21 protein-coding genes are annotated in these 21,510 nt (G+C 38.3%); 4 read left to right on the top strand and 17 right to left on the bottom strand.

Annotated elements, in window-relative coordinates; genetic code table 11:
• Nucleotides 1–5: 5 nt before the first annotated feature.
• The 8 genes from fabZ to fabT form a co-directional block, all read right to left on the bottom strand.
• A complete protein-coding gene (fabZ, locus tag ACIFUW_RS04600) occupies nucleotides 6–425 on the bottom strand; it encodes a 3-hydroxyacyl-ACP dehydratase FabZ (protein WP_002287621.1) in 420 nt (139 codons plus the stop codon).
• A 24-nt stretch (nucleotides 426–449) separates the two neighbouring features.
• Nucleotides 450–926, bottom strand: a complete 477-nt coding sequence (gene accB, locus ACIFUW_RS04595; RefSeq protein ID WP_002287620.1) for an acetyl-CoA carboxylase biotin carboxyl carrier protein — start codon at nucleotides 924–926, stop codon at nucleotides 450–452.
• Between the two features lie 2 nt (nucleotides 927–928).
• The gene (gene fabF, locus ACIFUW_RS04590) at nucleotides 929–2,164 is read right to left on the bottom strand and encodes a beta-ketoacyl-ACP synthase II (protein ID WP_002287619.1); all 1,236 of its coding nucleotides are present in this window, start codon (nucleotides 2,162–2,164) and stop codon (nucleotides 929–931) included.
• 18 nt (nucleotides 2,165–2,182) lie between these two features.
• Nucleotides 2,183–2,920 (bottom strand): 3-oxoacyl-[acyl-carrier-protein] reductase, encoded by a 738-nt coding sequence (gene fabG / locus ACIFUW_RS04585; RefSeq protein WP_002287617.1) that lies wholly within the window; start codon nucleotides 2,918–2,920, stop codon nucleotides 2,183–2,185.
• A gap of 11 nt (nucleotides 2,921–2,931) precedes the next feature.
• Complete coding sequence (gene fabD / locus ACIFUW_RS04580; RefSeq protein ID WP_002296950.1) at nucleotides 2,932–3,849, bottom strand: ACP S-malonyltransferase; 918 nt, start codon at nucleotides 3,847–3,849, stop codon at nucleotides 2,932–2,934.
• A gap of 106 nt (nucleotides 3,850–3,955) precedes the next feature.
• On the bottom strand, nucleotides 3,956–4,180 hold the full coding sequence (locus ACIFUW_RS04575; RefSeq protein ID WP_002287614.1) for an acyl carrier protein: 225 nt from the start codon (nucleotides 4,178–4,180) through the stop codon (nucleotides 3,956–3,958).
• Between the two features lie 52 nt (nucleotides 4,181–4,232).
• Entirely contained in the window at nucleotides 4,233–5,195 is a 963-nt protein-coding gene (locus tag ACIFUW_RS04570; protein WP_002287612.1) for a beta-ketoacyl-ACP synthase III, read from the bottom strand.
• A gap of 9 nt (nucleotides 5,196–5,204) precedes the next feature.
• Nucleotides 5,205–5,645 carry a fatty acid biosynthesis transcriptional regulator FabT gene (gene fabT / locus ACIFUW_RS04565; protein ID WP_002287610.1) on the bottom strand — a complete coding sequence of 147 codons (441 nt, stop codon included), beginning with the start codon at nucleotides 5,643–5,645 and terminating at the stop codon, nucleotides 5,205–5,207.
• A 305-nt stretch (nucleotides 5,646–5,950) separates the two neighbouring features.
• Here fabT and ACIFUW_RS04560 point away from each other — a divergent pair, with 305 nt between their 5' ends.
• Nucleotides 5,951–6,916: a GIY-YIG nuclease family protein gene (locus tag ACIFUW_RS04560; RefSeq protein WP_002287608.1), complete on the top strand. Its 966-nt coding sequence runs from the start codon at nucleotides 5,951–5,953 to the stop codon at nucleotides 6,914–6,916.
• 56 nt (nucleotides 6,917–6,972) lie between these two features.
• Here ACIFUW_RS04560 and ACIFUW_RS04555 read toward each other — a convergent pair whose 3' ends face one another.
• The 6 genes from ACIFUW_RS04555 to ACIFUW_RS04530 form a co-directional block, all read right to left on the bottom strand.
• The gene (locus ACIFUW_RS04555; protein ID WP_002287607.1) at nucleotides 6,973–7,203 is read right to left on the bottom strand and encodes a YkuJ family protein; all 231 of its coding nucleotides are present in this window, start codon (nucleotides 7,201–7,203) and stop codon (nucleotides 6,973–6,975) included.
• A gap of 85 nt (nucleotides 7,204–7,288) precedes the next feature.
• The gene (locus ACIFUW_RS04550) at nucleotides 7,289–8,176 is read right to left on the bottom strand and encodes an NAD(P)-dependent oxidoreductase (protein ID WP_002287606.1); all 888 of its coding nucleotides are present in this window, start codon (nucleotides 8,174–8,176) and stop codon (nucleotides 7,289–7,291) included.
• Between the two features lie 88 nt (nucleotides 8,177–8,264).
• Nucleotides 8,265–9,488 carry a glycosyltransferase family 4 protein gene (locus ACIFUW_RS04545; protein ID WP_002287605.1) on the bottom strand — a complete coding sequence of 408 codons (1,224 nt, stop codon included), beginning with the start codon at nucleotides 9,486–9,488 and terminating at the stop codon, nucleotides 8,265–8,267.
• A gap of 16 nt (nucleotides 9,489–9,504) precedes the next feature.
• Nucleotides 9,505–10,551: a glycosyltransferase family 4 protein gene (locus ACIFUW_RS04540; protein ID WP_002296953.1), complete on the bottom strand. Its 1,047-nt coding sequence runs from the start codon at nucleotides 10,549–10,551 to the stop codon at nucleotides 9,505–9,507.
• 163 nt (nucleotides 10,552–10,714) lie between these two features.
• Nucleotides 10,715–12,442: a phosphoenolpyruvate--protein phosphotransferase gene (gene ptsP / locus ACIFUW_RS04535; protein ID WP_002287603.1), complete on the bottom strand. Its 1,728-nt coding sequence runs from the start codon at nucleotides 12,440–12,442 to the stop codon at nucleotides 10,715–10,717.
• Nucleotides 12,442–12,708: a phosphocarrier protein HPr gene (locus ACIFUW_RS04530; RefSeq protein WP_002287602.1), complete on the bottom strand. Its 267-nt coding sequence runs from the start codon at nucleotides 12,706–12,708 to the stop codon at nucleotides 12,442–12,444. Before ACIFUW_RS04530 ends, ptsP begins: the two co-directional genes overlap by 1 nt.
• A 478-nt stretch (nucleotides 12,709–13,186) precedes the next feature.
• On the opposite strand from ACIFUW_RS04530, the gene ACIFUW_RS04525 reads away from it, so the two are divergent.
• The gene (locus ACIFUW_RS04525; RefSeq protein ID WP_002287598.1) at nucleotides 13,187–15,421 is read left to right on the top strand and encodes an ATP-dependent Clp protease ATP-binding subunit; all 2,235 of its coding nucleotides are present in this window, start codon (nucleotides 13,187–13,189) and stop codon (nucleotides 15,419–15,421) included.
• A 147-nt stretch (nucleotides 15,422–15,568) separates the two neighbouring features.
• Nucleotides 15,569–15,889, top strand: coding sequence for a DUF1827 family protein (locus ACIFUW_RS04520; RefSeq protein WP_002290825.1), 321 nt, complete (start codon nucleotides 15,569–15,571; stop codon nucleotides 15,887–15,889).
• A 204-nt stretch (nucleotides 15,890–16,093) separates the two neighbouring features.
• On the opposite strand, the gene ACIFUW_RS04515 is transcribed toward ACIFUW_RS04520, so the two are convergent.
• Complete coding sequence (locus ACIFUW_RS04515) at nucleotides 16,094–16,318, bottom strand: hypothetical protein (RefSeq protein ID WP_002287661.1); 225 nt, start codon at nucleotides 16,316–16,318, stop codon at nucleotides 16,094–16,096.
• Between the two features lie 190 nt (nucleotides 16,319–16,508).
• On the opposite strand from ACIFUW_RS04515, the gene ACIFUW_RS04510 reads away from it, so the two are divergent.
• A complete protein-coding gene (locus ACIFUW_RS04510) occupies nucleotides 16,509–17,804 on the top strand; it encodes an ISL3 family transposase (protein WP_002296623.1) in 1,296 nt (431 codons plus the stop codon).
• Nucleotides 17,805–18,026: 222 nt separating this feature from the next.
• Here ACIFUW_RS04510 and ACIFUW_RS04505 read toward each other — a convergent pair whose 3' ends face one another.
• Nucleotides 18,027–19,607, bottom strand: coding sequence for a peptide chain release factor 3 (locus ACIFUW_RS04505; RefSeq protein WP_002295394.1), 1,581 nt, complete (start codon nucleotides 19,605–19,607; stop codon nucleotides 18,027–18,029).
• Between the two features lie 400 nt (nucleotides 19,608–20,007).
• Nucleotides 20,008–21,384, bottom strand: a complete 1,377-nt coding sequence (locus tag ACIFUW_RS04500; protein ID WP_002295395.1) for a hemolysin family protein — start codon at nucleotides 21,382–21,384, stop codon at nucleotides 20,008–20,010.
• Between the last annotated feature and the right edge of the window lie 126 nt (nucleotides 21,385–21,510).

Genomic DNA, 21,510 nt, shown 5'->3' with positions numbered 1-21,510 from the left:
TTCACCTATCCAATCATAAAGGTTAATTCCGCTTCGGCTACTTTTTTACCGTCTACTTTAGCGATTCCTTTGCCTATTCCGGCTGAAGCTTTCACTTTCAATATCTCAACTTCAAGGTATAAGGTATCTCCCGGTGTAACTTTCTTACGGAATTTTGCTTTGTCCAATCCGCCGAAATAAGCCGTCTTTCCCTTGAATTGTTCAAGAGAAAGTAATGCAACTGCTCCTGCTTGAGCCATTGCTTCAACAATCAATACCCCTGGCATAACAGGTTCTTCTGGAAAATGTCCTTGAAAAAAGGGCTCATTGATCGTTACATTTTTCTTAGCAACGATCCGTTCTCCTTCAACCATTTCTTCCACTCGATCAATCAAAAGCATTGGATAACGATGTGGAATGATTTCTTTTATTTCTTGTATGTTCATTGTTTTCCCTCTTTCCTGCTTTGCTTATTTTTGCTGAATCCTAAAGAGTGGCTGTCCATATTCGACAACTGACTCGTTTTCTACAAGGATTTCTGTGATCACTCCGTCGGCCTCACTAGTTATCTCATTCATCAGTTTCATCGCTTCAATAATGCAGATAACTTCTCCTTTGGCAACTTGATCACCTACTTTTTTGAAAGCTGGTTTGTCGGGCGCTGGTTGCAGATAAACGATTCCCACGATTGGCGAAACAACCTCGATTCCATCAAATACTGCCGATTCTTTTTCTTTCATTATTTCTGGAGCAGTTGTTGCTTGTTCAGATATGACATTGACTGGCTCCGAAACTGGCAACGTTTCGTTTGTTTGAACCATATTCATGCCTCGACTTGTTTTATTTTTATTCATATACAATTCAAATTGACCTTCACGCAAATCGAATTCCGTTAGCGAGGATTGATCAAATTGACTGACTAATTCTCTGATTTCATTGATATCCAAAATTATTCCTCCCAGCGTTTCATGCACAGAACCGCATTATGTCCGCCAAACCCTAATGAATTACTCATTGCATAAGTAAAACTTGCAGGTTTGCTTTCGTTTTTGACAACTGTCAAGTCAATCTCAGGATCTTGTTTTTCTACATTGATCGTAGGTGGGATAAATTGATGTTCTAATGCCAGCAAAGTTGCCAAGGCTTCGATCCCGCCGGCTGCTCCCAATAAATGTCCAGTCATCGATTTCGTGCTGCTGACGTAAGTATCTCTGAAATTTTCACCTAATGCGATTTGGATTGCTTTTGCTTCTGCCTGGTCATTGGCTGGTGTACTTGTTCCGTGAGCATTGATATATCCGACTTGTTCCGGCTGTACACCAGCTTCTTCCATCGCAAGCTTCATTGCTTTAGATGCACCAGAACCATCTGGAGTAGGAGCTGTCATATGGTAAGCGTCACAGTTTGCACCGTATCCAACGATTTCTCCATAGATTTTGGCACCGCGAGCTTGTGCATGTTCTAAAGATTCAAGAACTAGAACGCCTGCTCCTTCACCCATCACAAAACCATTCCGATTTTCGTCAAACGGAATCGAACCACGATTAGGATCAGTTGATTCTGAGAGTGCTGTTAAAGCTGCAAATCCAGCAATCCCCATCTCACAAATCGTTGCTTCTGTTCCTCCAGCAAGAATGACATCAGAATAGCCATGTTTGATGTTACGGAATGCTTCCCCAATTGAATTCGTTCCGCTAGCACAAGCTGTTACGATAGCTGTACAAATACCTTTTGCACCTACACGCAAAGCAATATTTCCAGCTGCCATGTTGGCAATCGCCATTGGTACGAACATTGGAGAAACTCGTTTTGCACCTTTTTCATGTAGACGAATAACTTGGTTTTCGATTGTTGGAAGACCACCGATCCCAGATCCGATGATGACGCCAAACCGGTCTTGATTCATTTTTTCTTTATCTAAACCGCTCATCTCCATTGCTTCTAAAGCAGCGTAGATTCCATAGATCGAAAACATATCCATTCGTTTGCTATCTTTTTTAATAAAATATTTATCGTAAGGGAAATCTTTGACTTCACCCGCTAAGGTAATCCCTGTTTCTGAAGCATCAAATTTAGTGATCGGTGCGATGCCATTCGTCCCCTCTTTTAAGCTATTCAAAAAGCTGTCTGCGTCATTTCCAATAGGTGAAGTGACTCCATAGCCAGTAATTACCACTCGATTCATTTGTTTGCTCTCCTTTTCTTATCCGTGCATGACCAATCCGCCATCGACATTGATGACTTGTCCGGTGATATATGGATTTTGTGCTAAGAAAACTGCTGTTTGTGCAATATCTTCTACTTGTCCGAAACGCTGCATCGGAATTTGCTTTTCCGCTTGTTCCTTGACTTTGTCTGCTAAAACTTCCGTCATATCAGTTGTGATGAATCCTGGCGCAATGGCATTACATGTAATGCCTCTAGTTGCAGCTTCTCGTGCCACAGATTTTGTTAATCCTACTACGCCAGCTTTACTAGCTGCATAATTTGCTTGACCAATATTTCCAATCAACCCAGATACACTAGAGAGATTAATGATGGCCCCTTCTCGCTGCTTCATCATTTTTTTCAATACGTGCTGCGTCATATTGAAGGTTCCAATCAAATTGATATCCAGACATTTTTTGAAATCTTCTGCATCCATTCGCATCACAAGTTTGTCATTTGTGATTCCGGCATTGTTTACTAACACATGGATCGATCCAAGCTTTTCTTCTGCTTCTTTGATCATTTGTCCCGCTTTCTCATAATCAGAGATGTCACCGGAAACTCCTACGCATTTTACACCGAATGCTTCGATTTCTTCTATCTTTTCTTTTGGAATCTCTCCGCGACCATTCAAAATGATATTTGCTCCAGCTTTTGCAAAAGCTAAGGCCATCGCTTTGCCGATTCCTCTTGTACTACCTGTGATAAATACATTTTTTCCTTTTACATCCATAACGTTCCTCCTTATAGTATTGCTATTGTTTCATCAAATGTCTGCTTATTCTCAACACGCAGAACTGGTATTGTTTTATCGATTTTTTTCATAAATCCGCTTAATACTTTTCCGGGGCCGACTTCGATGACTTGTTCGATGCCGATTGTTTTTAACTTATGGATACTCTCATAGAAACGAACAGGTTGCATGACTTGCTGTTCAAGTAGTCCCGCGATTGTTTCTTTCTTCATTATTTCCGTTGTTGTGTTGCTTATGATAGGAAAAGAAGGTTCAGAGAATTGAATCTGACTTAGGTCCTTCGCCAGTTTTTTTGCTGCCGGTTCTAAAATAGCTGTATGAAAAGGCCCGCTGACATTTAGAGGGATCATTCTTTTGAACCCTTTTTCTTTTAATAGTAAAACAGCTTCGTCTACTGCTTTTTCTTCGCCACCAATCACGATCTGCTGAGGTGTATTATAATTTGCAGGAGATACGATGCCGTACTTGCTAGCTTCATGACAGCTTTCCTCGATCGTTTCAATCGGCGCATTCATCACTGCAACCATTTTCCCGCTTCCAGCTGGGGTAGCTTCTGTCATATAAGCGCCTCTTTTTGCTACTAACGCAACTGCTTCAGTGAAGGATAGCGCATTACTAGCTACTAATGCCGAATATTCTCCTAAACTCAGTCCTAAAGCTGCATCTGGGATGATTCCATGCTCCTTCAATAAGCGATAATACGCGATGCTGACTGTTAGAATAGCTGGCTGTGTATATTGCGTCTGATCCAAACGTTCATTTTCTGTAAAGCAAAGTTCAGCCATATCGTAGCCGAGAATCTCACTTGCTTCATCAAATGTCTGCTTTACAACGGCTTCTTCATATAAATCTTTTCCCATACCTTGATATTGTGCACCTTGGCCACTAAATAAGAATGCTGTTTTCATGTTTTTCTCCAATATATCCAGAATATATGTTTGATTCTTCCTATTCAAAAAGGCCGAGACATTCCTATTTCAGGAAATGTCCCAGCCCCCAACCTAATTTTAATGATTATGCAGTTTGTTTTTCTACGTAAGTCACTAAATCTTGAACCGTTTTGATTCCGTCTTCTGTTTCGATTTTCACGTCAAATTCATCTTCAATTTCATTGATGATTTGGAATAAATCCAAGCTGTCAGCTTCTAAGTCTTCTTGGATGTCAGTAGTCAATTTGATTTCTTCAGTTTCTTTTCCTAATTCTTCTGCGATGATTTCTTGAATTTTTTCGAATACCATAATAATATATTCCTCCGATATTGTTTGCTTTTTATTTTTATAATTTAACAGTCTACAACTCCATGAGAATACTTCCCCATGTTAAACCTCCGCCATAGCCTGTAAATATTACTTTCTGCTGTTTTCCTAAGGTGATCTTTCCACTAGAAACTGCTTCATCCAATAAGATAGGGATGCTTGCAGCAGATGTATTCCCATATTTATCCATATTGGTCAGGAACTTTTCTTGCGGCATCTTTACTTTTCGGGCAATTTTCTCAATAATTCTGAGGTTTGCCTGATGCAAAAGCAGATAATCAACTGGTTTGTCTTTCATGACTTCTTGGATATTGTTTGCAACGTCTCGTACGGCAAAATCAAAAATATCTCTGCCAGTCATTTGCAAATAATACGAACCTTCTGAATCTTCTGAATAGAACGGATTTTTATTTTGCTGGTAGCCAGCGGTCAATGAGCTACTTCTGGTACCGTCAGCTGCTAATTTTTCTTTCAGCAATTTTTTCTGTGGATTCGCTTCTAAGAGAATCCCACCTGCTCCATCGCCAAACAACACAGCAGTCGTACGATCAGACCAATCGATTAGCTTAGATAGTGTTTCACCACCAATCACCAGTCCCTTAGTTGAGCCGCAGCGGATCATTTTTTCAGCCATGCTTAACGCATAAACAAATCCTGAGCACGCAGCACTGATATCAAAAGCGATAGCATGAGTTGCTCCCAATTTCCCTTGTACTTGTGCTGCTACAGATGGTGTCGTGTAATCGGGCGACATTGTTGCTACTAAAATAAAATCCAAATCTTTAGGGTTTAGATTTTTCTGTTTTATCAATTTTTCCGCCACTAAAATGCATAAATCAGAAGTCTCCTGATTTGTTACACATCTTCGTTCACGAATACCCGTCCTTGACGAAATCCATTCATCAGAGGTATCCATCATCTTGGAAAGATCATTATTAGTAATAATCTTTTCAGGAAGGACGCTGGCTGTTGCAGTAATCATTCCAAATTGTTCCATTAAATATCCTCACTTATAGTCTTGCAAGAAGTCGTGCAAGTTTTTCAGTGCATCCAGCAAGGCATGCTGTTCCTCCGTAGCCATTCCGTCTAAGATGTTCTTGACCATTTCACGATGAAAATGCTGATGGACCCGAAATAGTAACTTTCCTTTTTTCGTTAGTCCCAACTTTACAACGCGGCGGTCATCTTCACTGCGGATACGTTCGACATAGCCTTTTTTTACTAACTTGTTAATAGCAGTGGTCAAGGTCCCAACAGTAATTGATAGTTCTTTGGCTACTTCTGAAGTTGTTTTTTTCTTGTACATCCCGATTGCCTCGATCGTGTGCATCTCTGTGATTGACAGATCTTTGAATTGAGATTTTTTCAGCTCAGACTCTTCGATTGTCAAAATATCATTGAAGACACTAACAAGATAATCATTTACTGTTTTTAAATCTGGTTCCATGTTCCACCGTCCACTAATTAGTTTGATTATCAAATCTTTTGATGTTCAAACTATATCTTAACTTTTTTCAAAATGCAACCTTAAAAGATCATTTTTTTACTATATGAGCTTTTTTTAAGATTTTACTCATTTAAAACAACTGATAAATCAGCATTTATAATTTCTTTTATTAGAAAAATCATCTATCTCACATATTTTGATTATCAAAGTATTTTCTGTGAACAGAACTATAGAATTCCCTAAAACTTGTCCATTATTTCAAAATTTGTTATAGTCTTTTTATTCAAAGCGTAAAAGGAGATCCTATGTTAAAAGAAAAAATGAAAACTCTCCCCATGCTGCCGGGTGTCTATCTTATGAAAGACCGAGATGGTAAGGTCATCTATGTTGGTAAAGCAAAACGGCTCAAAAATAGAGTAAGCAGCTATTTTCATCAGAATAAACAGCATTCAAAAAAAGTATTACGTATGATTCATCATATAACAGATTTTGATTTCGTCGTAGTAGACACGGAATTAGATGCTTTATTGCTCGAGTGTCAATTGATCCAACATTACCGTCCTTTTTATAACCGACAAATGAATTATTTCAGTAATTATAATTATGTACATATTACCAATAAGGGATTTGTATTAACAGATACTCCTACGGCTCGAACATACGGGCCTTTTCGTCTCTATAAAAAAATGCCGTCTATTTTGCGTATAATGGAAGAAACTTATCAAATGCCTTGGTTGTCTGAAATTAGTTTGTTAGCTTTGCGAGTCCAGCTTCCTGACCTACAGGAAATGACTTTTGAACAGAAAAAAAAGGAACTCCAAGGGCTGTTTCAAGGCCGAAATAAAAAGCTACTGACTTACTTGAAAAAAAGACAACAACATTTCATCTATCAGTTGAATTTCGAAAAAGCCGGTATGCTTCAAAAAGATATCGAATTAGTTACTTATTTTATTAGACGGATCCAGGAACAAAAGCAGTTTTTAAGAACACCATCGCTCACCTTCAGCATGCCATTAGCAGCAGATGAGAGTCAGAAAAAGCACTACCTCGTTTGTTATGGTCAACTTGCAGAAACAATGATTACCTCTGGTGACGTTTCTCCTGACTTCTATTATGAAAAGAAAGAAGCTCATTTATCTTTGAAACGTCAATTGTCAAAAGAAGAAATCGATCCTGTACAAATCTTGATCAGTTACCGCAAAAAATTAGAAAAAGAACAGTTTGAAATTGAACTGTTAAACAAAAAAGAAGCTGAAAAGCAACTAAATTAGTTGCTTCTCGGCTTCTTTTAGGCATCTTCAACTTCAAATGTCAATTATCCTAAAATTTATTGGATTAAGTCATAGATTTCCATCGCTACGATATCGATATTATCAAATTCGTATTGCTGATGAGTATCTGTTTCAGTTAATTCAAATGTATCGGTCGCTTTATCATAAGTTACTGTACACTTCTCTACGCCTTCTTTTTCAAAACGGCGAACTTGCAGTTCATTATCTGCTGACTCGACCATAGCCTCCAGTCGTTTTATGATTGCGACTAATTGTGAATGTGTCATCGGAGGTCCTCCTTTTCTTATTTCTGTTATATTGTATCAAAAGCATAGCCTACTTGCATTGATTTTCTCTAAAAAAACTCGTTTTTTATGATTTTTTTTCTGGTATTTTTCCTTCAGGCCACCAAAGTTTGATCAAAGCTTGGGTTCCGTCATTCTCAAAACCTTTATCTGCCAACTCTTCATATAGTTTCAATGCTTGGGTAGTTGCTGGCAATACAAGATCCATTTTTTCTGCTTCTTCTAATGCAATCTTTAAATCTTTGATAAAATGTTTGACAAAAAAACCAGGTGTGTAATCTTCTTTTAAAATACGAGGAGAATAATTGCTTAAAGACCAGTTAGCTGCACTTCCACCTGAAAGCGTCTCAATCACTTTCTTTAAATCAAGTCCGTTTTTTTGTGCATAGACAAGCATTTCCGTCATTCCTGTCATCGTACCTGCAATCATGATCTGATTAGCCATTTTTGTATGCTGACCTTTCCCAGCAGAACCATGCAATGTAAATGTCGTACCAAATTCTTTGAATAAAGGCAGTACTTGATCATAAACGGCTTCTTCTCCACCGACCATGATCGTCAGTGTACCATTCTTTGCTCCTAAGTCACCACCGGATACCGGTGCATCTAACGCATCTGCGCCTTTTTCTTTTGCTGTTTTTGCAATTTTTTCTGCCAGGCTTGGTGTACTTGTAGTCAAATCAACTAAAATATGTCCTGAGATATCTGCAGAAAAAATCCCCGACTGTCCATAGTAGATTTCTTCTACATCTTTGGGGTAACCTACCATTGTAAAGAGAATATTACTTTGTTCTGCTACCGCTTTTGGTGTATCTGCCCAGATAGCTCCTTCTGTTACTAAAGGATCAGCTTTTGCTTTTGTCCGATTATAGACAGCTACTTCGTGTCCTGCTTCTAGTAGATGGCGTGCGACAGCACTTCCCATGACGCCTGTTCCGATAAAACCAAGTTTCATTTTTTCGACCTCCTAAAAATCAAAAATCCTTGCTTCTATGCTAGTATACGCTAGAAACAAGGATTTTTTCATAAAAAATGTTTGAATTTTATCTTTTAAATGAATTTAATTTTATTTTGATTCGTTCAATCGAGTCTTCTTCTTCTTTTCTTCGCATCTCTTCTTCATGATAAACAACCATGTCTTGATAAAATTCGATCATAGCTTCGCCGAAATGTGTAGATGAAATATCATAAAGTTTAGCTTCTAAAACTTTTGGATCTTTAGGAACTTCACTGGAAATATAATCAATAAGTGCTGGTGCAAAGTCTTCGTCGGTTTCAAAAGTTTTCCCTAATGAAGGATGATCGAACAATCGGTTCAAATAAGCATTTCCTTCCACGACACAAGGTGTTCCGGCTGCCATCGCTTCTGTATAAGTAAGCCCTTGTGTTTCTGAAGTAGAAGCACTGACAAAATAATCTGCCGCTTTATAATAAAGTGCTACATCATTGTTGTCCACTTCTCCTGTGAACTGCACAAATTCTTCTAACTGCAGTTCTGAGATCAATTCCTCTAACTCTTCTACATAAGGTCCTTTTCCTACGATAACTAATCTGGCGTTAGGATAAGCGGAGATGACCTGAGGAAACCCATTAATCAAGGCTTGGATATTTTTCTCATAAGAAATCCTGCTTAAAGAAAGAATCATCAAATGGTTTTCCTGAAGACCTAGTGACTCCCTTAATTTGCTGATATCCTGCTGAGTGATATCAGAACGTTTGAATTTTTCAATGTCGATACCAGTAGGAATCACGCGAAGCGGTGCTATTACACCATAGCTGCGTAATGTATCAATAACACGTTCACTTGGACAAACTACACCTGTCGTATGATTTGCAAATAATCTAGACAAGTATTTTACATGGGATTGCCTGATCACTTTTCCTTTACCGATATAATGAAGGTAGTCTTCATACATCGTATGGTAAGTATGGATCAGAGGTATTTTCAACTTCTTAGCTACCATCTTCCCAAGTATCCCTGCTCCGAATTCTGTATGGGTATGAATAAGATCTAGTTCTAGTTCTTTGGCAACCAAATAAGCATACCACATGCCTCTAACAACAACTCTTCGATCCTTGAAAGAAATAAATGGTACACTTGGCATTCGAATCACATCTTTTTCCAACTTATCCGCATTAGGATCGGTCGTTGTAAAAATATAGACTTCATGCCCATGTCTTTCTAATTCTTGTTTTAATGTTTTGATCGATGTAGCAACTCCGCTGACTTGCGGAAAGTAGGTATCGGTAAAAAAGCCGATTTTCATGTTTTTCGCCTCCAAACTAGTCCTTGACCTGATTTACTTTTTTTAATTTGCTAGAGACTTTTTCATTCAGTACACTTTCGTATACATTTTTAAGTTCTTCACCGATTTTATTGATACTTCGCTCTTTTGCTGTTTGATAACCGGCTTGTGTCGTACTCGGTAGTTCTTGATTGGTAATCTGTTGGATCAGTCGGATAAATTCTTCGTTTGTCTTCCCCATATAGCAGTTCTTGCTATCTTCTAACCAGCCATTATACACTGGAATATCTCGAACAAGTACGTTTTGTTTGCTTGCTAAAGCTTCTAAAACAACGATCCCTTCTGTCTCTTCATAAGAAGGGAAAAAGAATAGATCTGCACCTGAATACGCACCTTCTATGATCTCTCCACGAATGTAACCAGGAAACAGGACATTTTCAGGATGATCTTCTTTTACAATTTTCCGGATGTTCCGAGGAATCGAGTACATGGGAACATGACCAAACCAAATAAATGTGTATTCGGGCATCTTCTTAGCAATTTCTACGAAATCAATGATTCCTTTACGTTCGAAAAACAAACCGACACAAATGATTACTTTTTGATCCGGAGACAGTTTGAAATATTCTCTGAACTTTTGTTCTTTCATTGGATCAGGGTGATATTTCTCTAAGTCGATCCCATTGGAAATAGCTTGAATCGGCACACGGATACCATAGCTTTCCAACAACTGTTTTGAATAAGGTGTTGGCGTGATCAGATAGTCCGCTTTTTGGTACAATCCTACCAGATATTTTTTTACGATAGGAGAAAGCTGGTTCGATCCGATAAAGGAATTTCGGAAATCTTCCTCTGTAGAATGCGCATGATAGACAACTTTTTTTCCTTCTCTTCTGGCTTTATTGACCATATTATGACTATTGATTCCGTATGTATTGATGTGCAGGATGTCATAATCTTCTTTTTCATCTAGTGTATAAGAGATACCGACTTCCGTCAGAGCACGTTTTTGATGATCAAGCGCACGCCCGATTCCAGATTTTGCAAGCATCTTTTCACTTTCAAAATATAATAATACCTTCACCTTACGTCCCCCTTCACTTATATAGTATAACATAGCCTACAAACTGTCACTCAAACTTAAGCCCTATTTTTGTCTATTCTTACTGACAAAAACGTTTTCTTAAAAAAGAACAAAAAAACTGGCGTAGCTCTTTTACAAGCCACACCAGCTTTTGATACGTTGTTTATTTTACATATTCATGAACAAGTTCAACGACTTCTTCCATCATATCGCATTCTTTCAATGCACGATCAGCAAGTTCAGCCATTTTCGCTGTGTCCAAGCGTTTCATTAAACTACGCGTTTTAAGAATAGATGTCGCACTCATTGAGAACTCATCTAGACCCATACCTACTAGCAATGGAACAGCTGTTTGATCTCCAGCCATTTCTCCACACATACCTGCCCATTTTCCTTCAGCGTGTGCTGCATCAATTACATTTTTGATCAAACGTAAAATTGATGGGTTATATGGTTGGTACAAGTAAGAAACGCGTTCGTTCATACGGTCTGCTGCCATTGTGTATTGAATCAAATCGTTCGTACCTACAGAGAAGAAATCTACTTCTTTTGCAAACTTGTCTGCTAAGACTGCTGCTGCTGGAATCTCGATCATGATGCCGACTTGGATCGTATCAGATACTTCCTTGCCTTCACTTATCAATTTTTGTTTTTCTTCTTCAAAGATCGCTTTTGCTGCGCGGAATTCTTTGAGTGTAGCTACCATAGGGAACATGATACGTAAATTACCATGAACAGATGCACGAAGCAATGCACGCATTTGTGTACGGAACATTTCGTCGCCTTGTTCAGATAAACTGATACGCAATGCACGATATCCTAAGAATGGATTCATTTCATGAGGTAATTGCAGATATGGTAGTTCTTTATCTCCACCGATGTCCATTGTACGAACAACTACAGGTTTTCCTTCCATACCTTCTAATACAGCTTTGTAAGCTTCATATTGGTCATCTTCTGTTGGGAAGTCTGGAGAATCCATATACAGGAATTCAGTACGGTACAGACCAACTGCTTCTCCACCATTATTATGGACACCAACTAGATCTTTTGGTGTTCCGATGTTTGCAGCTAATTCAAAATGCTTGCCGTCAGCTGTGACAGTTTCTGCATTTTTTAATTTTTCCCATTCTGCTTTTTGTGCTGCGTAATCTGCACCTGCTTTTTCAAATTCAGCTTTTTGTTCATCTGTAGGATCGATGATTACATCGCCTTCGATCCCGTTGACAGCCAAAATATCGCCTTCTTTGACTTTAGCAGTAATTTCTTTTGTCCCAACGATTGCTGGAATTTCTAAAGAACGTGCCATGATAGCAGAATGTGAAGTACGTCCACCAATGTCTGTTACAAACGCTTTTACAAAATTGCGATCTAATTGTGCTGTATCACTTGGAGTCAAGTCATGTGCAACAACGACCACTTCTTCGTTGATCATTGATGGATTTGGTAAAGTAACGCCTAATAAGTGCGCTAAAATACGTTTAGCAACGTCACGAATATCTGCAGCACGCTCTTGCATATAAGCATTATCTTCCATTGCTTCGAACATACCGATATACATATCCGTTACTTCTTTTAGCGCTGATTCAGCATTTACGCTGTTGTCTTTAATATTTTGCTTGATTTGACCTACCATTTCTGGATCTGAAAGAACCATCAAATGGGCATCAAATACTTGCGCTTCTGCTTCACCTAAGCTTTGCGCTGCTTTTTCACGAATTTGCTGCAATTCTTCAGTAGATTTAGCTAATGCAGCATCCAAACGAGCTTCTTCAGCCGCAGTATCTTCTACTGTTGCCTTACTGAATGTTAAATCCGGTTGAACTAGCAGGTAAGCTTTTGCAACGGCTACACCGTCACTAGCGGCAATCCCTTTTAGCATTTCAACCATTATTCAGATAAGCCTTCTTTCTTCATTGTTTCAACGATTGCTGCCATTGCATCAGCTTCGTCAGCACCTTCTGCAGTAATAGTAACATCAGAACCTTGACCTACACCTAAAGACATAACGCCCATGATTGATTTCAAGTTTACTGATTTACCTTTATACTCTAAGTTTACATCAGAGTTAAATTTGCTTGCTGTTTGTACTAATAGTGTAGCTGGACGAGCGTGGATCCCAGTTTCTGCTACTACGTGAAATTCTTTCTTTTCCATATTAATCGGTCTCCTTTAAGTGAGTGTTGTTTTTATGTGAGGGTTTTCTTTTTTAGTAATTCAGAGAATCCTAACAAATGCCACCCTTTCATCTGTAAAGATTAACATTTTTTTTCGTTAGATACAACAGTTTTCATTCAATTTCAGATAAAAGTATTCAAATTATTCCGGATTCTTTTTCATCCTTTTCTTCACATTTTATAACAAACGTGTTTATTTCCTTTTTCTTGTCGCTTTCTCTTCTCCTGACGTTTATCATTCTTTCCTTTGACCCTCTTTGTTTTCATATGAAACGAATTACTTGCTTCCCTTTTTATTTTTAGTATAATAAGAGTCAAAGGTCAGGAATGGTCAATAGAGATTTCACCTTTTCTACCTCATAAATCTCTTAAAAAACTAGGGGTTATTCTTTTACCTCATGAAAAACGAGATGTAAAATATGGATGTACCCATTTTTGTGAAAGGACGTGAATGATTCATGCTTTGTCAAAACTGCGGCAAGAATGAGGCAACGATTCACTTGTATGCCACTGTCAATGGTCAGCGGACACAACTCGATTACTGTCAGAGCTGTTATCAAAAAATCAAAAATCAACAAAATGGAGGTCTGACTAATATGGCCCAAAATGATCCATTTGGATTTGGCAGTTTGGACGATCTTTTCCGTTCCATGTCTCGCCAAATGCAACAGCAAGGAAATTATGAGCAAACACCACCAACACAATTTGGCGGAAACAACAACTTCAATGGTGGTCAGCCACCTCAAGGCAATACAGAAGGTTTATTGGGAGAATACGGAATCAATATCACAGAACAAGCACGACAAGGTGATATCGATCCTGTGATCGGACGCGATGACGAAATCAAACGAGTCATTGAAATTTTAAATCGCCGAACCAAGAACAATCCTGTCTTGATTGGAGAACCAGGTGTTGGTAAAACAGCAGTTGTTGAAGGTTTAGCACAAAAAATCGTAGATGGTGATGTACCGCAAAAATTAATGGACAAAGAAGTCATTCGTTTAGATGTCGTATCTTTAGTCCAAGGTACTGGTATACGAGGACAATTTGAAGAACGTATGCAAAAATTGATTGAAGAGATCCGTCAAGCAGAAAATGTGATCCTATTCATAGATGAAGTTCACGAAATCGTCGGTGCTGGTTCTGCTGGTGATGGAAATATGGATGCTGGTAATATTTTAAAACCAGCTTTAGCTCGAGGAGAATTGCAAATGGTTGGTGCTACTACCTTAAATGAGTACCGCATCATCGAAAAAGACGCTGCTTTAGAACGTCGTATGCAACCTGTACGGGTAGATGAACCAACTGTCGAAGAAACGATCAGTATTTTGAAAGGTTTGCAAAAACGTTATGAAGACTATCATCATGTAAAATATACTGATGAGGCCATCGAAGCAGCCGCAACTTTATCCAATCGTTACGTCCAAGATCGCTTCTTGCCGGATAAAGCCATCGATTTGCTAGATGAAACAGGTTCTAAGAAAAACTTGACGATCCAAATCGTTGATCCTAAAACAATCGAGAAAAAACTGCAAGAAGCAGAAGAACAAAAAGTTTTAGCTTCTCGAGAAGAAGATTTCGAAAAAGCAGCTTATTATCGCGATCAGATCAATAAACTTCAAAAAATGAAAGAACGTCAGCTCACTGAAGAGGAAACACCTGTGATTACCGAAAAAGATATGGAAAAAATCGTTGAACAACGGACAGGTATTCCAGTGGGTGAATTAAAAGAAAAAGAACAGACACAACTGAAAAACTTAGCAGATGACTTGAAAGCTCATGTCATCGGACAAGATAACGCTGTAGATCGAGTAGCGAAAGCGATTCGCCGAAACCGTGTTGGATTAAACAAACAGAATCGTCCAATCGGCTCCTTCTTATTTGTTGGACCAACTGGTGTAGGTAAAACAGAGCTTGCGAAACAACTTGCCTACGAACTATTCGGTTCACAAGATTCAATGATTCGTTTCGATATGTCTGAATATATGGAAAAACATAGTGTCTCTAAATTGATTGGTTCTCCTCCAGGTTATGTCGGATACGAAGAAGCTGGTCAATTAACAGAAAAAGTACGGAGAAATCCTTACAGTCTTGTCTTGTTAGATGAAGTAGAAAAAGCTCATCCAGATGTTTTGCATATGTTCTTGCAAATCTTAGATGATGGTCGATTGACAGATGCACAAGGAAGAACGGTCAGCTTTAAAGATACGATCATCATTATGACAAGTAATGCCGGAACTGGTAAAGTAGAAGCAAACGTTGGTTTTGGTGCGGCACGCGAAGGTGTTACTCGTTCTGTATTGAACCAATTAAACAACTACTTTACACCAGAATTTCTGAACCGTTTTGACGGGATCATCGAATTCAGTGCATTATCAAAAGAAAACTTGATGACAATCGTCACACTAATGCTAGACGATGTCAACCAAATGCTGGCAGCACAGCAACTTCACATCGAAGTTCCTACGAATGTCAAAGAAAAATTAGTTGACTTAGGCTATGATCCATCTATGGGTGCTCGTCCTCTTCGACGCACGATCCAAGAACAAATCGAAGATGGTATCGCTGAATTTTATCTTGATCACCCTTCTATCCATGAGTTGAAAGCAAAACTGGATAAAGATGGAAAAATCATCGTTACTTCTAAACCAGAACGTTTGGCTAAAGAATCAGCCGAAGAAACGGCTGAATAAATCCAGTTTTATAGCGTGAGACGGTATTTCTTTGAGAAATGCCGTCTCATTCTTTTTTCAGAAAAGTCAAAATACTGTTCATTTTATAAAAAAGAAATTATAATAAGAGAAACAAGCAATTAAAAATACATAAAAGAGGTGAGCGCCATGAAATTGGTAAATGTAACAAACAGCCATTCCCGTCTTGTATTAAACCAGCTTGAAAACACTGATGCCCATCTAGTCAAGGTCTACACAGCCGGAAATACCACTATTGTCTACACTGAAGCCCCTGAACATAATGAAATTCTGCTGATCAATGACAAACGTAAAATCCAGCCGAAAGAAATCGAAGATGCTAAAAATTATTTCTTAGATAAAATCAAAGACGCCGTTTACCACGAGGATGAAATCAAAGTAATCGAATTGGCAGGCCTTGTTGAAATCTCGATTCCAAAACATGAATTAGGCGCTACATTAGCCGTGTAAACAAATTTTGAACATAATAATTAAAGAGCGTGGGACAAAAGTAAAGAACACTTTTGTCTCACGCTCTAAACACGTATAAACGGCGAAAGCAGAAGCAACTCCTTCGGAAATAAGCTGAAATTCACGAAAATTGCTTTTCAAATTTTTGTGAATTCCAGCTTATTTCTTGGAGTTAAACGCTTCTGTCTCAGCCTCTTTTTCTTTCTAGCTTTTTGATTTTTCTCTTTTCTTTTGTACTTTTCTCTTTTCATTTTCAGTTCTACGCGTGTCTTTATTTTTAACTTTTTCCTCTTTATGGATGATTGATCGTACTTTTTGTGCAATTTGCTCGTTTTTGTCCCAGTCTTTTACATCTAATAATCGACATAATCGTAACATCTCTTCTTTTTTCTGTTTTTTTCTTTCACGTCTTTGCCATTCTGTTTCCATGTGTCACACTCTCCTTTCTTTAATCATATGTACGCAAAATAATTTTTATATTTTTTTGATTAGACATTGGCTCTATACTTTTTGATGTTGGTGAACTTCACCAACATCTTTTTTGTATAAAAAAATATAGAAAAGACACCCTGAAATCCTTTAGAATTAATTTGGCTACCAATTCATAGGAGGATTCAAGATGTCTCATACTCAGCTTATCAAAGATACCCTAAATATTCTAGACCTAAATATCTATTTCGAGGAAAATTGTTTAACTAAAGAAAAATACAAAGGGCAAATTTGCTTGATTTACAAAGGAACTCTTCTGTACAAGCCAGAAGAGTGTTCCCATTGTCTTTGTGTCGTCCCCTCTAGGATCATTCGTTGGGGGACGACAACCGTTCGGTTGTTACTGAATGATGTGTCTGAGTATCGCACTTATCTGGAGCTGAAGAAACAACGATTTAAATGTAAGTCTTGCCAAAGAACATTCGTAGCGGATACCTCTGTTGCTGAAAAACACTGTTTCATTAGTCAAAAAGTTCGTTGGTCTGTCATTGCTCGCTTAAAAGAGAATACTTCCATGACGGAAATCGCTCGTCAGAAAAATATTTCCACTTCTTCGGTCTATCGTGTCATGAAGCGATTCTACCGCCCATTGAATCCTTTCAAACAGACTTTGCCAAAGGTCTTATGCTTTGATGAATTCAAATCGGTTCGAAGTGTTGCCAGTGCAATGAGTTTTATCATGATGGACGGACAAAGCCATGCATTATTGGATATTGTCGAAAATCGACGCTTGCCTTATTTAGAACGCTATTTTTCTCGGTTTTCATTAGCGACTCGTGAAGCCGTTCAATTGATTGTTATTGATATGTATGCGCCTTATGTTTCGTTGGTGAAAAAGCTTTTCCCGAATGCTCAGTTGATCATCGATCGTTTCCACATCGTCCAACATATTGGCAGAACTTTCTTGAATCATCGAGTGAAAGAAACCACGGTACGACTTAAAGGAAATTCCCACTCTCAACGAGGGTTAGGGAAAAAATTGAAGCGCTATTGGAAACTCCTACAAAAAGAAGAAGCAAAGTTAAACTATGAAAAACGGGTTTGGCGTGCCAGTTTTAAAGATTATTTGACTGAAAGTGAGATTGCCGATCGACTGTTAGCTGCTTGTCCCAACTTACGCCAAGGCTATCAGTTATACCAAGACATTCTTTATGCGGTAAAGAAAAGAGATCAGTCACTATTTGAGGATTGTTTAACTAGAGACATTAGCGGTCTGCCAGAAACCTATACAACCACTTTACGAACGTTTAAAAAGTTTCTGCCACAGATCCAAAATGCGCTTCACTACAGCTATTCAAACGGACCATTGGAATGCTTAAACAACCACATCAAAGTATTAAAACGCAATGCGTACGGCTTTCGCAACTTTTACAATTTCAAACTACGAATTATGATTCGTCATGGCAAAACATTTTTAACCAAATAAACAGAACAGAAAGAGGTTTTCTTCTTTCTGTTCTGTCCAAATTATTCTAAGATTTCTCTTTACCAACATCATTTGACAAAGAGCCTAGACATTTCTATGATTTTAATATAGTAAAAAGAGCCGTCACGGAAAATCCGTCACGGCTCTAAACAAAATATGAGAGGCTGTTTTTGTTTGGCTATTCTTATTACTTGATGCAGGGCAGCTTGTGTCAAGACTTCTTTACATCAAACTTTTTAATTTTACATTGGGATATTTATCCGCAAACCAGCGTTCTGCAAATTGGTTCTCGAATAAGAACAACGGTTGGTCGAAACGGTCACGAGCCAAGATATTGCGACTTGAACTCATCTTCTCATCCAAATCTTCTGGATCGATCCAGCGAGCGATTTTGTGTCCCATTGGAGACATGATTACTTCGGCGTTATACTCATTTAACATACGATATTGGAATACTTCGAATTGTAGCTGACCAACAGCTCCAATGATATATTCTTCCGTTAGATATGTTTTATAAAGCTGAATCGCTCCTTCTTGAACTAATTGATAGATTCCTTTGTGGAAGGATTTTTGTTTCATGACATTTTTTGCAGTCACTTTCATAAACAGCTCTGGAGTAAATGAAGGGAGTTCTTCATAAGCAACTTTTAGTTTTCCTTCGAACAATGTATCCCCAATCTGATAATTGCCTGTATCATATACACCGATGATATCGCCTGCTACTGCTTTTTCGACGTTTTCTCTCGAATCTGCCATAAATTGTGTGACATTGCTTAATTTCAGTTTTTTATTTGTACGTTCCAACCAGACATCCATTCCTCGTTCGAATGTTCCAGAACAGATTCGGACAAAAGCGATTCGGTCACGATGGGCTGGATTCATATTTGCTTGGATCTTGAATACGAAACCTGAAAATTCTTCCTCATAAGGACTTACCATCTGATCATCTTGTGTTTTGTGTCCATAAGGAGCTGGTGCCAATTCAACGAAAGTCTCTAAAAAAGTCTGTACACCGAAGTTAGTCAATGCAGAACCAAAAAATACTGGTGTCTGATCGCCACGAGCAATTTTTTCTTGATTAAATGCATCTCCAGCCTCTTTGATTAGTTCTACTTCTTCTAAGACTTGTTCATATAAGGAATTTTCAGTTAGAGGATGATTTTCGGGAAGCAGTCCATCTTCATCCAATTCTACTAATCGTTCATCCTGATAATTTTCCGGACGATAAAACTCTACACGATTATGGTAGATATCATAAAGACCTTCTAGCCCTTTACCCATACCGATTGGCCAATTCATCGGATAAGATTCGATATCTAATAGCTCTTCTAATTCTTCTAACAATTCCAATGGTTCACGACCATCACGATCTAGTTTGTTGATAAAAGTAAATATCGGGATGCCACGTTTTTTTACAACTTGGAATAATTTCTTTGTCTGTGCTTCGATCCCTTTTGCACTATCGATTACCATGACCGCACTATCCACGGCCATCAAAGTACGATAAGTATCTTCAGAAAAATCTTCATGTCCTGGTGTATCCAAGATATTTACTCGTTTCCCTTGATAATCAAACTGCATAACAGAACTAGTAACAGAAATCCCACGTTGTTTCTCGATTTCCATCCAGTCTGATTTGGCAAAATTACCTGTTTTTTTGCCTTTTACGGTCCCGGCTTGACGGATAGCCCCACCAAACAATAGTAATTGTTCTGTAATCGTTGTTTTCCCAGCATCCGGATGGGAAATGATCGCAAAAGTTCTGCGATTGTCCACTTGTTGCTTTAATTTTGGATTATTCATAACCTAACTCCATTTCTTCCATTCAATTATTTATATTTTCTCTAGGCACAGATTGTCCGATCTCTTAAAGAAAGACAATTTCATATAGGGCTGTGACAAAAGCCGTGTAGCAGTCTCTTTTTCCGAGTAAACGGCGTTCTAGAGACAGCCTATCAGCAATAAGCCCACCCAAGCCAAAAATACGAAAAGCTGTTTTTGCTTGGCTGCTCTTATTACTTAATGCAGGATAGCTTTTTCACAACCTTTGTCAACTACTACAACTGAATCAGTATAGCATGGATTCAGCGAATGAAAAAGCCACCAAACCATAAGAGTCAAATATTTTTTTGTCAGCTGACTAAAAGAAAAGACGTGTTGCTTGTTTATTCAAGCAACACGTCTTTCATAACCAAGTTTCCAATTATCTTCTTGGCTCGTCATCTTCGAATTCTTTTCTGAAGTATCTTCGTTCTTCTTCAGGTTCCGCTTCTGTTTCTTCCGGATCATGAAAAATGACACGGATTTTAAGGATTCGAGAACCTTCCATTTCTTCAGAAACCAGCGTAATATTATCGACATCAAACGATAACTTTTCGCCTTCATCCGGAATCATGCCTAATGCTGTAATCAAATAACCAGCCATCGTATCTACATCACTCATATGCAGATCACTGTCAAAAGCTTCATTGAACTCATCAATCAGCATACGTCCTTGGATGATATATTCGTGTTCATCGATTTTTTCATAAAGATTCTCAACTTCATCTGATTCATCATCGATTTCTCCGACGATTTCTTCTAAAAGGTCTTCTAGTGTTGCTAACCCAACGACGCCGCCATATTCATCTAATAAAATAGCCATCTGATTCTGCGTCTTTTTCATTTCATATAACAGATCATCAATAAAGACCGTTTCAGGAACGAATAAAGGCTCCTGCATGATTTTCTTGATATCTAAATTATCAAAGCCGAATTTATGGGCAGCTTTTAGTAAATTCTTTGTATGAAGGATTCCGACTACTTTATCTTTGTCTTCGTTATAAACAGGGATTCTTGAATAGTTTTCGGATAAAACTTCATTCACATTTTCTTCCACAGTGTCGTTGATATCAATCATAAATGCATCCGTTCGTGGGACCATGACTTCTCGGGCAACTTTCGTATCAAGAGAAAAAACCCCTTGGAGCATTTCTAATTCTTCATTATTCAATACGCCTTCGTTTTCAAGCATATAACGCATTTCATCTCTGGTCATTTTTGAATCTTCATCATCAAAAGTCATCGGCGTGATACGCGCCAATAAACTTGTGGAAGCAGAAAGCAGCCAGACGAAGGGCTTAGCTACTACACCAATCAAGCGTATCAGCCCTGAAGTGAACTTTGCGACTTCTTCTGATTTATTTAAAGCAATACGTTTAGGGTACAATTCTCCAAAAACAATCGATACATAGGTCAAAATAGCCAGCACAATGATATTTGCAATATTTTTTGCCGCTGTGCCGCCACCTAATACCGGAGCTAACCGTTCCGATAAAGTATTAGCTAGTGAAGCACCAGACAAAATGTTGACCAAAGTGATTCCTACTTGGATTGTCGATAGGAAATTATTTGGATTCTGCAATATTTTTAAAAGCTTTTGAGATTTCACATCTCCTTCATCAGCTTTTTGCTCGATTCGATTCTTATTGATCGAAACAACAGCAATTTCGGAAGCTGCTAAAAAAGCATTGATCAATGTCAAAACGATCAATAATAAAATCTGCGCTAACAGCGACTGACTCTCAGGGTCAGCATTCATAATCGCATTCTCTCCTTATAAAATTAATTTTTAGTTTACGATAGAAAAAAACGTGGCACTATAGCCACGTTAAAATGGTATCACAAAGCAATTTTCTTTGCAATAAAAACAAGTGTACTAAAACTA

Source organism: Enterococcus sp. PLH-Efm8 (genome assembly GCF_053011625.1).
The sequence above is the reverse complement of the archived record's forward strand: the minus strand, read 5'-3'. Positions and strand labels throughout refer to the sequence as shown.

What these genes read in the sequence shown, in the direction of transcription:
- ACIFUW_RS04550 (WP_002287606.1), bottom strand. Translation starts at nt 8,176, where the DNA reads ATGAAACTTGGTTTTATCGGAACAGGCGTCATGGGAAGTGCTGTCGCA.
- ACIFUW_RS04575 (WP_002287614.1), bottom strand. Translation starts at nt 4,180, where the DNA reads ATGGTATTCGAAAAAATTCAAGAAATCATCGCAGAAGAATTAGGAAAA.
- ACIFUW_RS04530 (WP_002287602.1), bottom strand. Translation starts at nt 12,708, where the DNA reads ATGGAAAAGAAAGAATTTCACGTAGTAGCAGAAACTGGGATCCACGCT.
- ptsP (WP_002287603.1), bottom strand. Translation starts at nt 12,442, where the DNA reads ATGGTTGAAATGCTAAAAGGGATTGCCGCTAGTGACGGTGTAGCCGTT.
- fabZ (WP_002287621.1), bottom strand. Translation starts at nt 425, where the DNA reads ATGAACATACAAGAAATAAAAGAAATCATTCCACATCGTTATCCAATG.
- ACIFUW_RS04525 (WP_002287598.1), top strand. Translation starts at nt 13,187, where the DNA reads ATGCTTTGTCAAAACTGCGGCAAGAATGAGGCAACGATTCACTTGTAT.
- ACIFUW_RS04500 (WP_002295395.1), bottom strand. Translation starts at nt 21,384, where the DNA reads ATGAATGCTGACCCTGAGAGTCAGTCGCTGTTAGCGCAGATTTTATTA.
- fabG (WP_002287617.1), bottom strand. Translation starts at nt 2,920, where the DNA reads ATGGATGTAAAAGGAAAAAATGTATTTATCACAGGTAGTACAAGAGGA.
- ACIFUW_RS04505 (WP_002295394.1), bottom strand. Translation starts at nt 19,607, where the DNA reads ATGAATAATCCAAAATTAAAGCAACAAGTGGACAATCGCAGAACTTTT.
- ACIFUW_RS04515 (WP_002287661.1), bottom strand. Translation starts at nt 16,318, where the DNA reads ATGGAAACAGAATGGCAAAGACGTGAAAGAAAAAAACAGAAAAAAGAA.
- fabD (WP_002296950.1), bottom strand. Translation starts at nt 3,849, where the DNA reads ATGAAAACAGCATTCTTATTTAGTGGCCAAGGTGCACAATATCAAGGT.
- ACIFUW_RS04510 (WP_002296623.1), top strand. Translation starts at nt 16,509, where the DNA reads ATGTCTCATACTCAGCTTATCAAAGATACCCTAAATATTCTAGACCTA.
- fabT (WP_002287610.1), bottom strand. Translation starts at nt 5,645, where the DNA reads ATGGAACCAGATTTAAAAACAGTAAATGATTATCTTGTTAGTGTCTTC.
- ACIFUW_RS04560 (WP_002287608.1), top strand. Translation starts at nt 5,951, where the DNA reads ATGTTAAAAGAAAAAATGAAAACTCTCCCCATGCTGCCGGGTGTCTAT.
- ACIFUW_RS04570 (WP_002287612.1), bottom strand. Translation starts at nt 5,195, where the DNA reads ATGGAACAATTTGGAATGATTACTGCAACAGCCAGCGTCCTTCCTGAA.
- ACIFUW_RS04520 (WP_002290825.1), top strand. Translation starts at nt 15,569, where the DNA reads ATGAAATTGGTAAATGTAACAAACAGCCATTCCCGTCTTGTATTAAAC.
- ACIFUW_RS04555 (WP_002287607.1), bottom strand. Translation starts at nt 7,203, where the DNA reads ATGACACATTCACAATTAGTCGCAATCATAAAACGACTGGAGGCTATG.
- fabF (WP_002287619.1), bottom strand. Translation starts at nt 2,164, where the DNA reads ATGAATCGAGTGGTAATTACTGGCTATGGAGTCACTTCACCTATTGGA.
- ACIFUW_RS04545 (WP_002287605.1), bottom strand. Translation starts at nt 9,488, where the DNA reads ATGAAAATCGGCTTTTTTACCGATACCTACTTTCCGCAAGTCAGCGGA.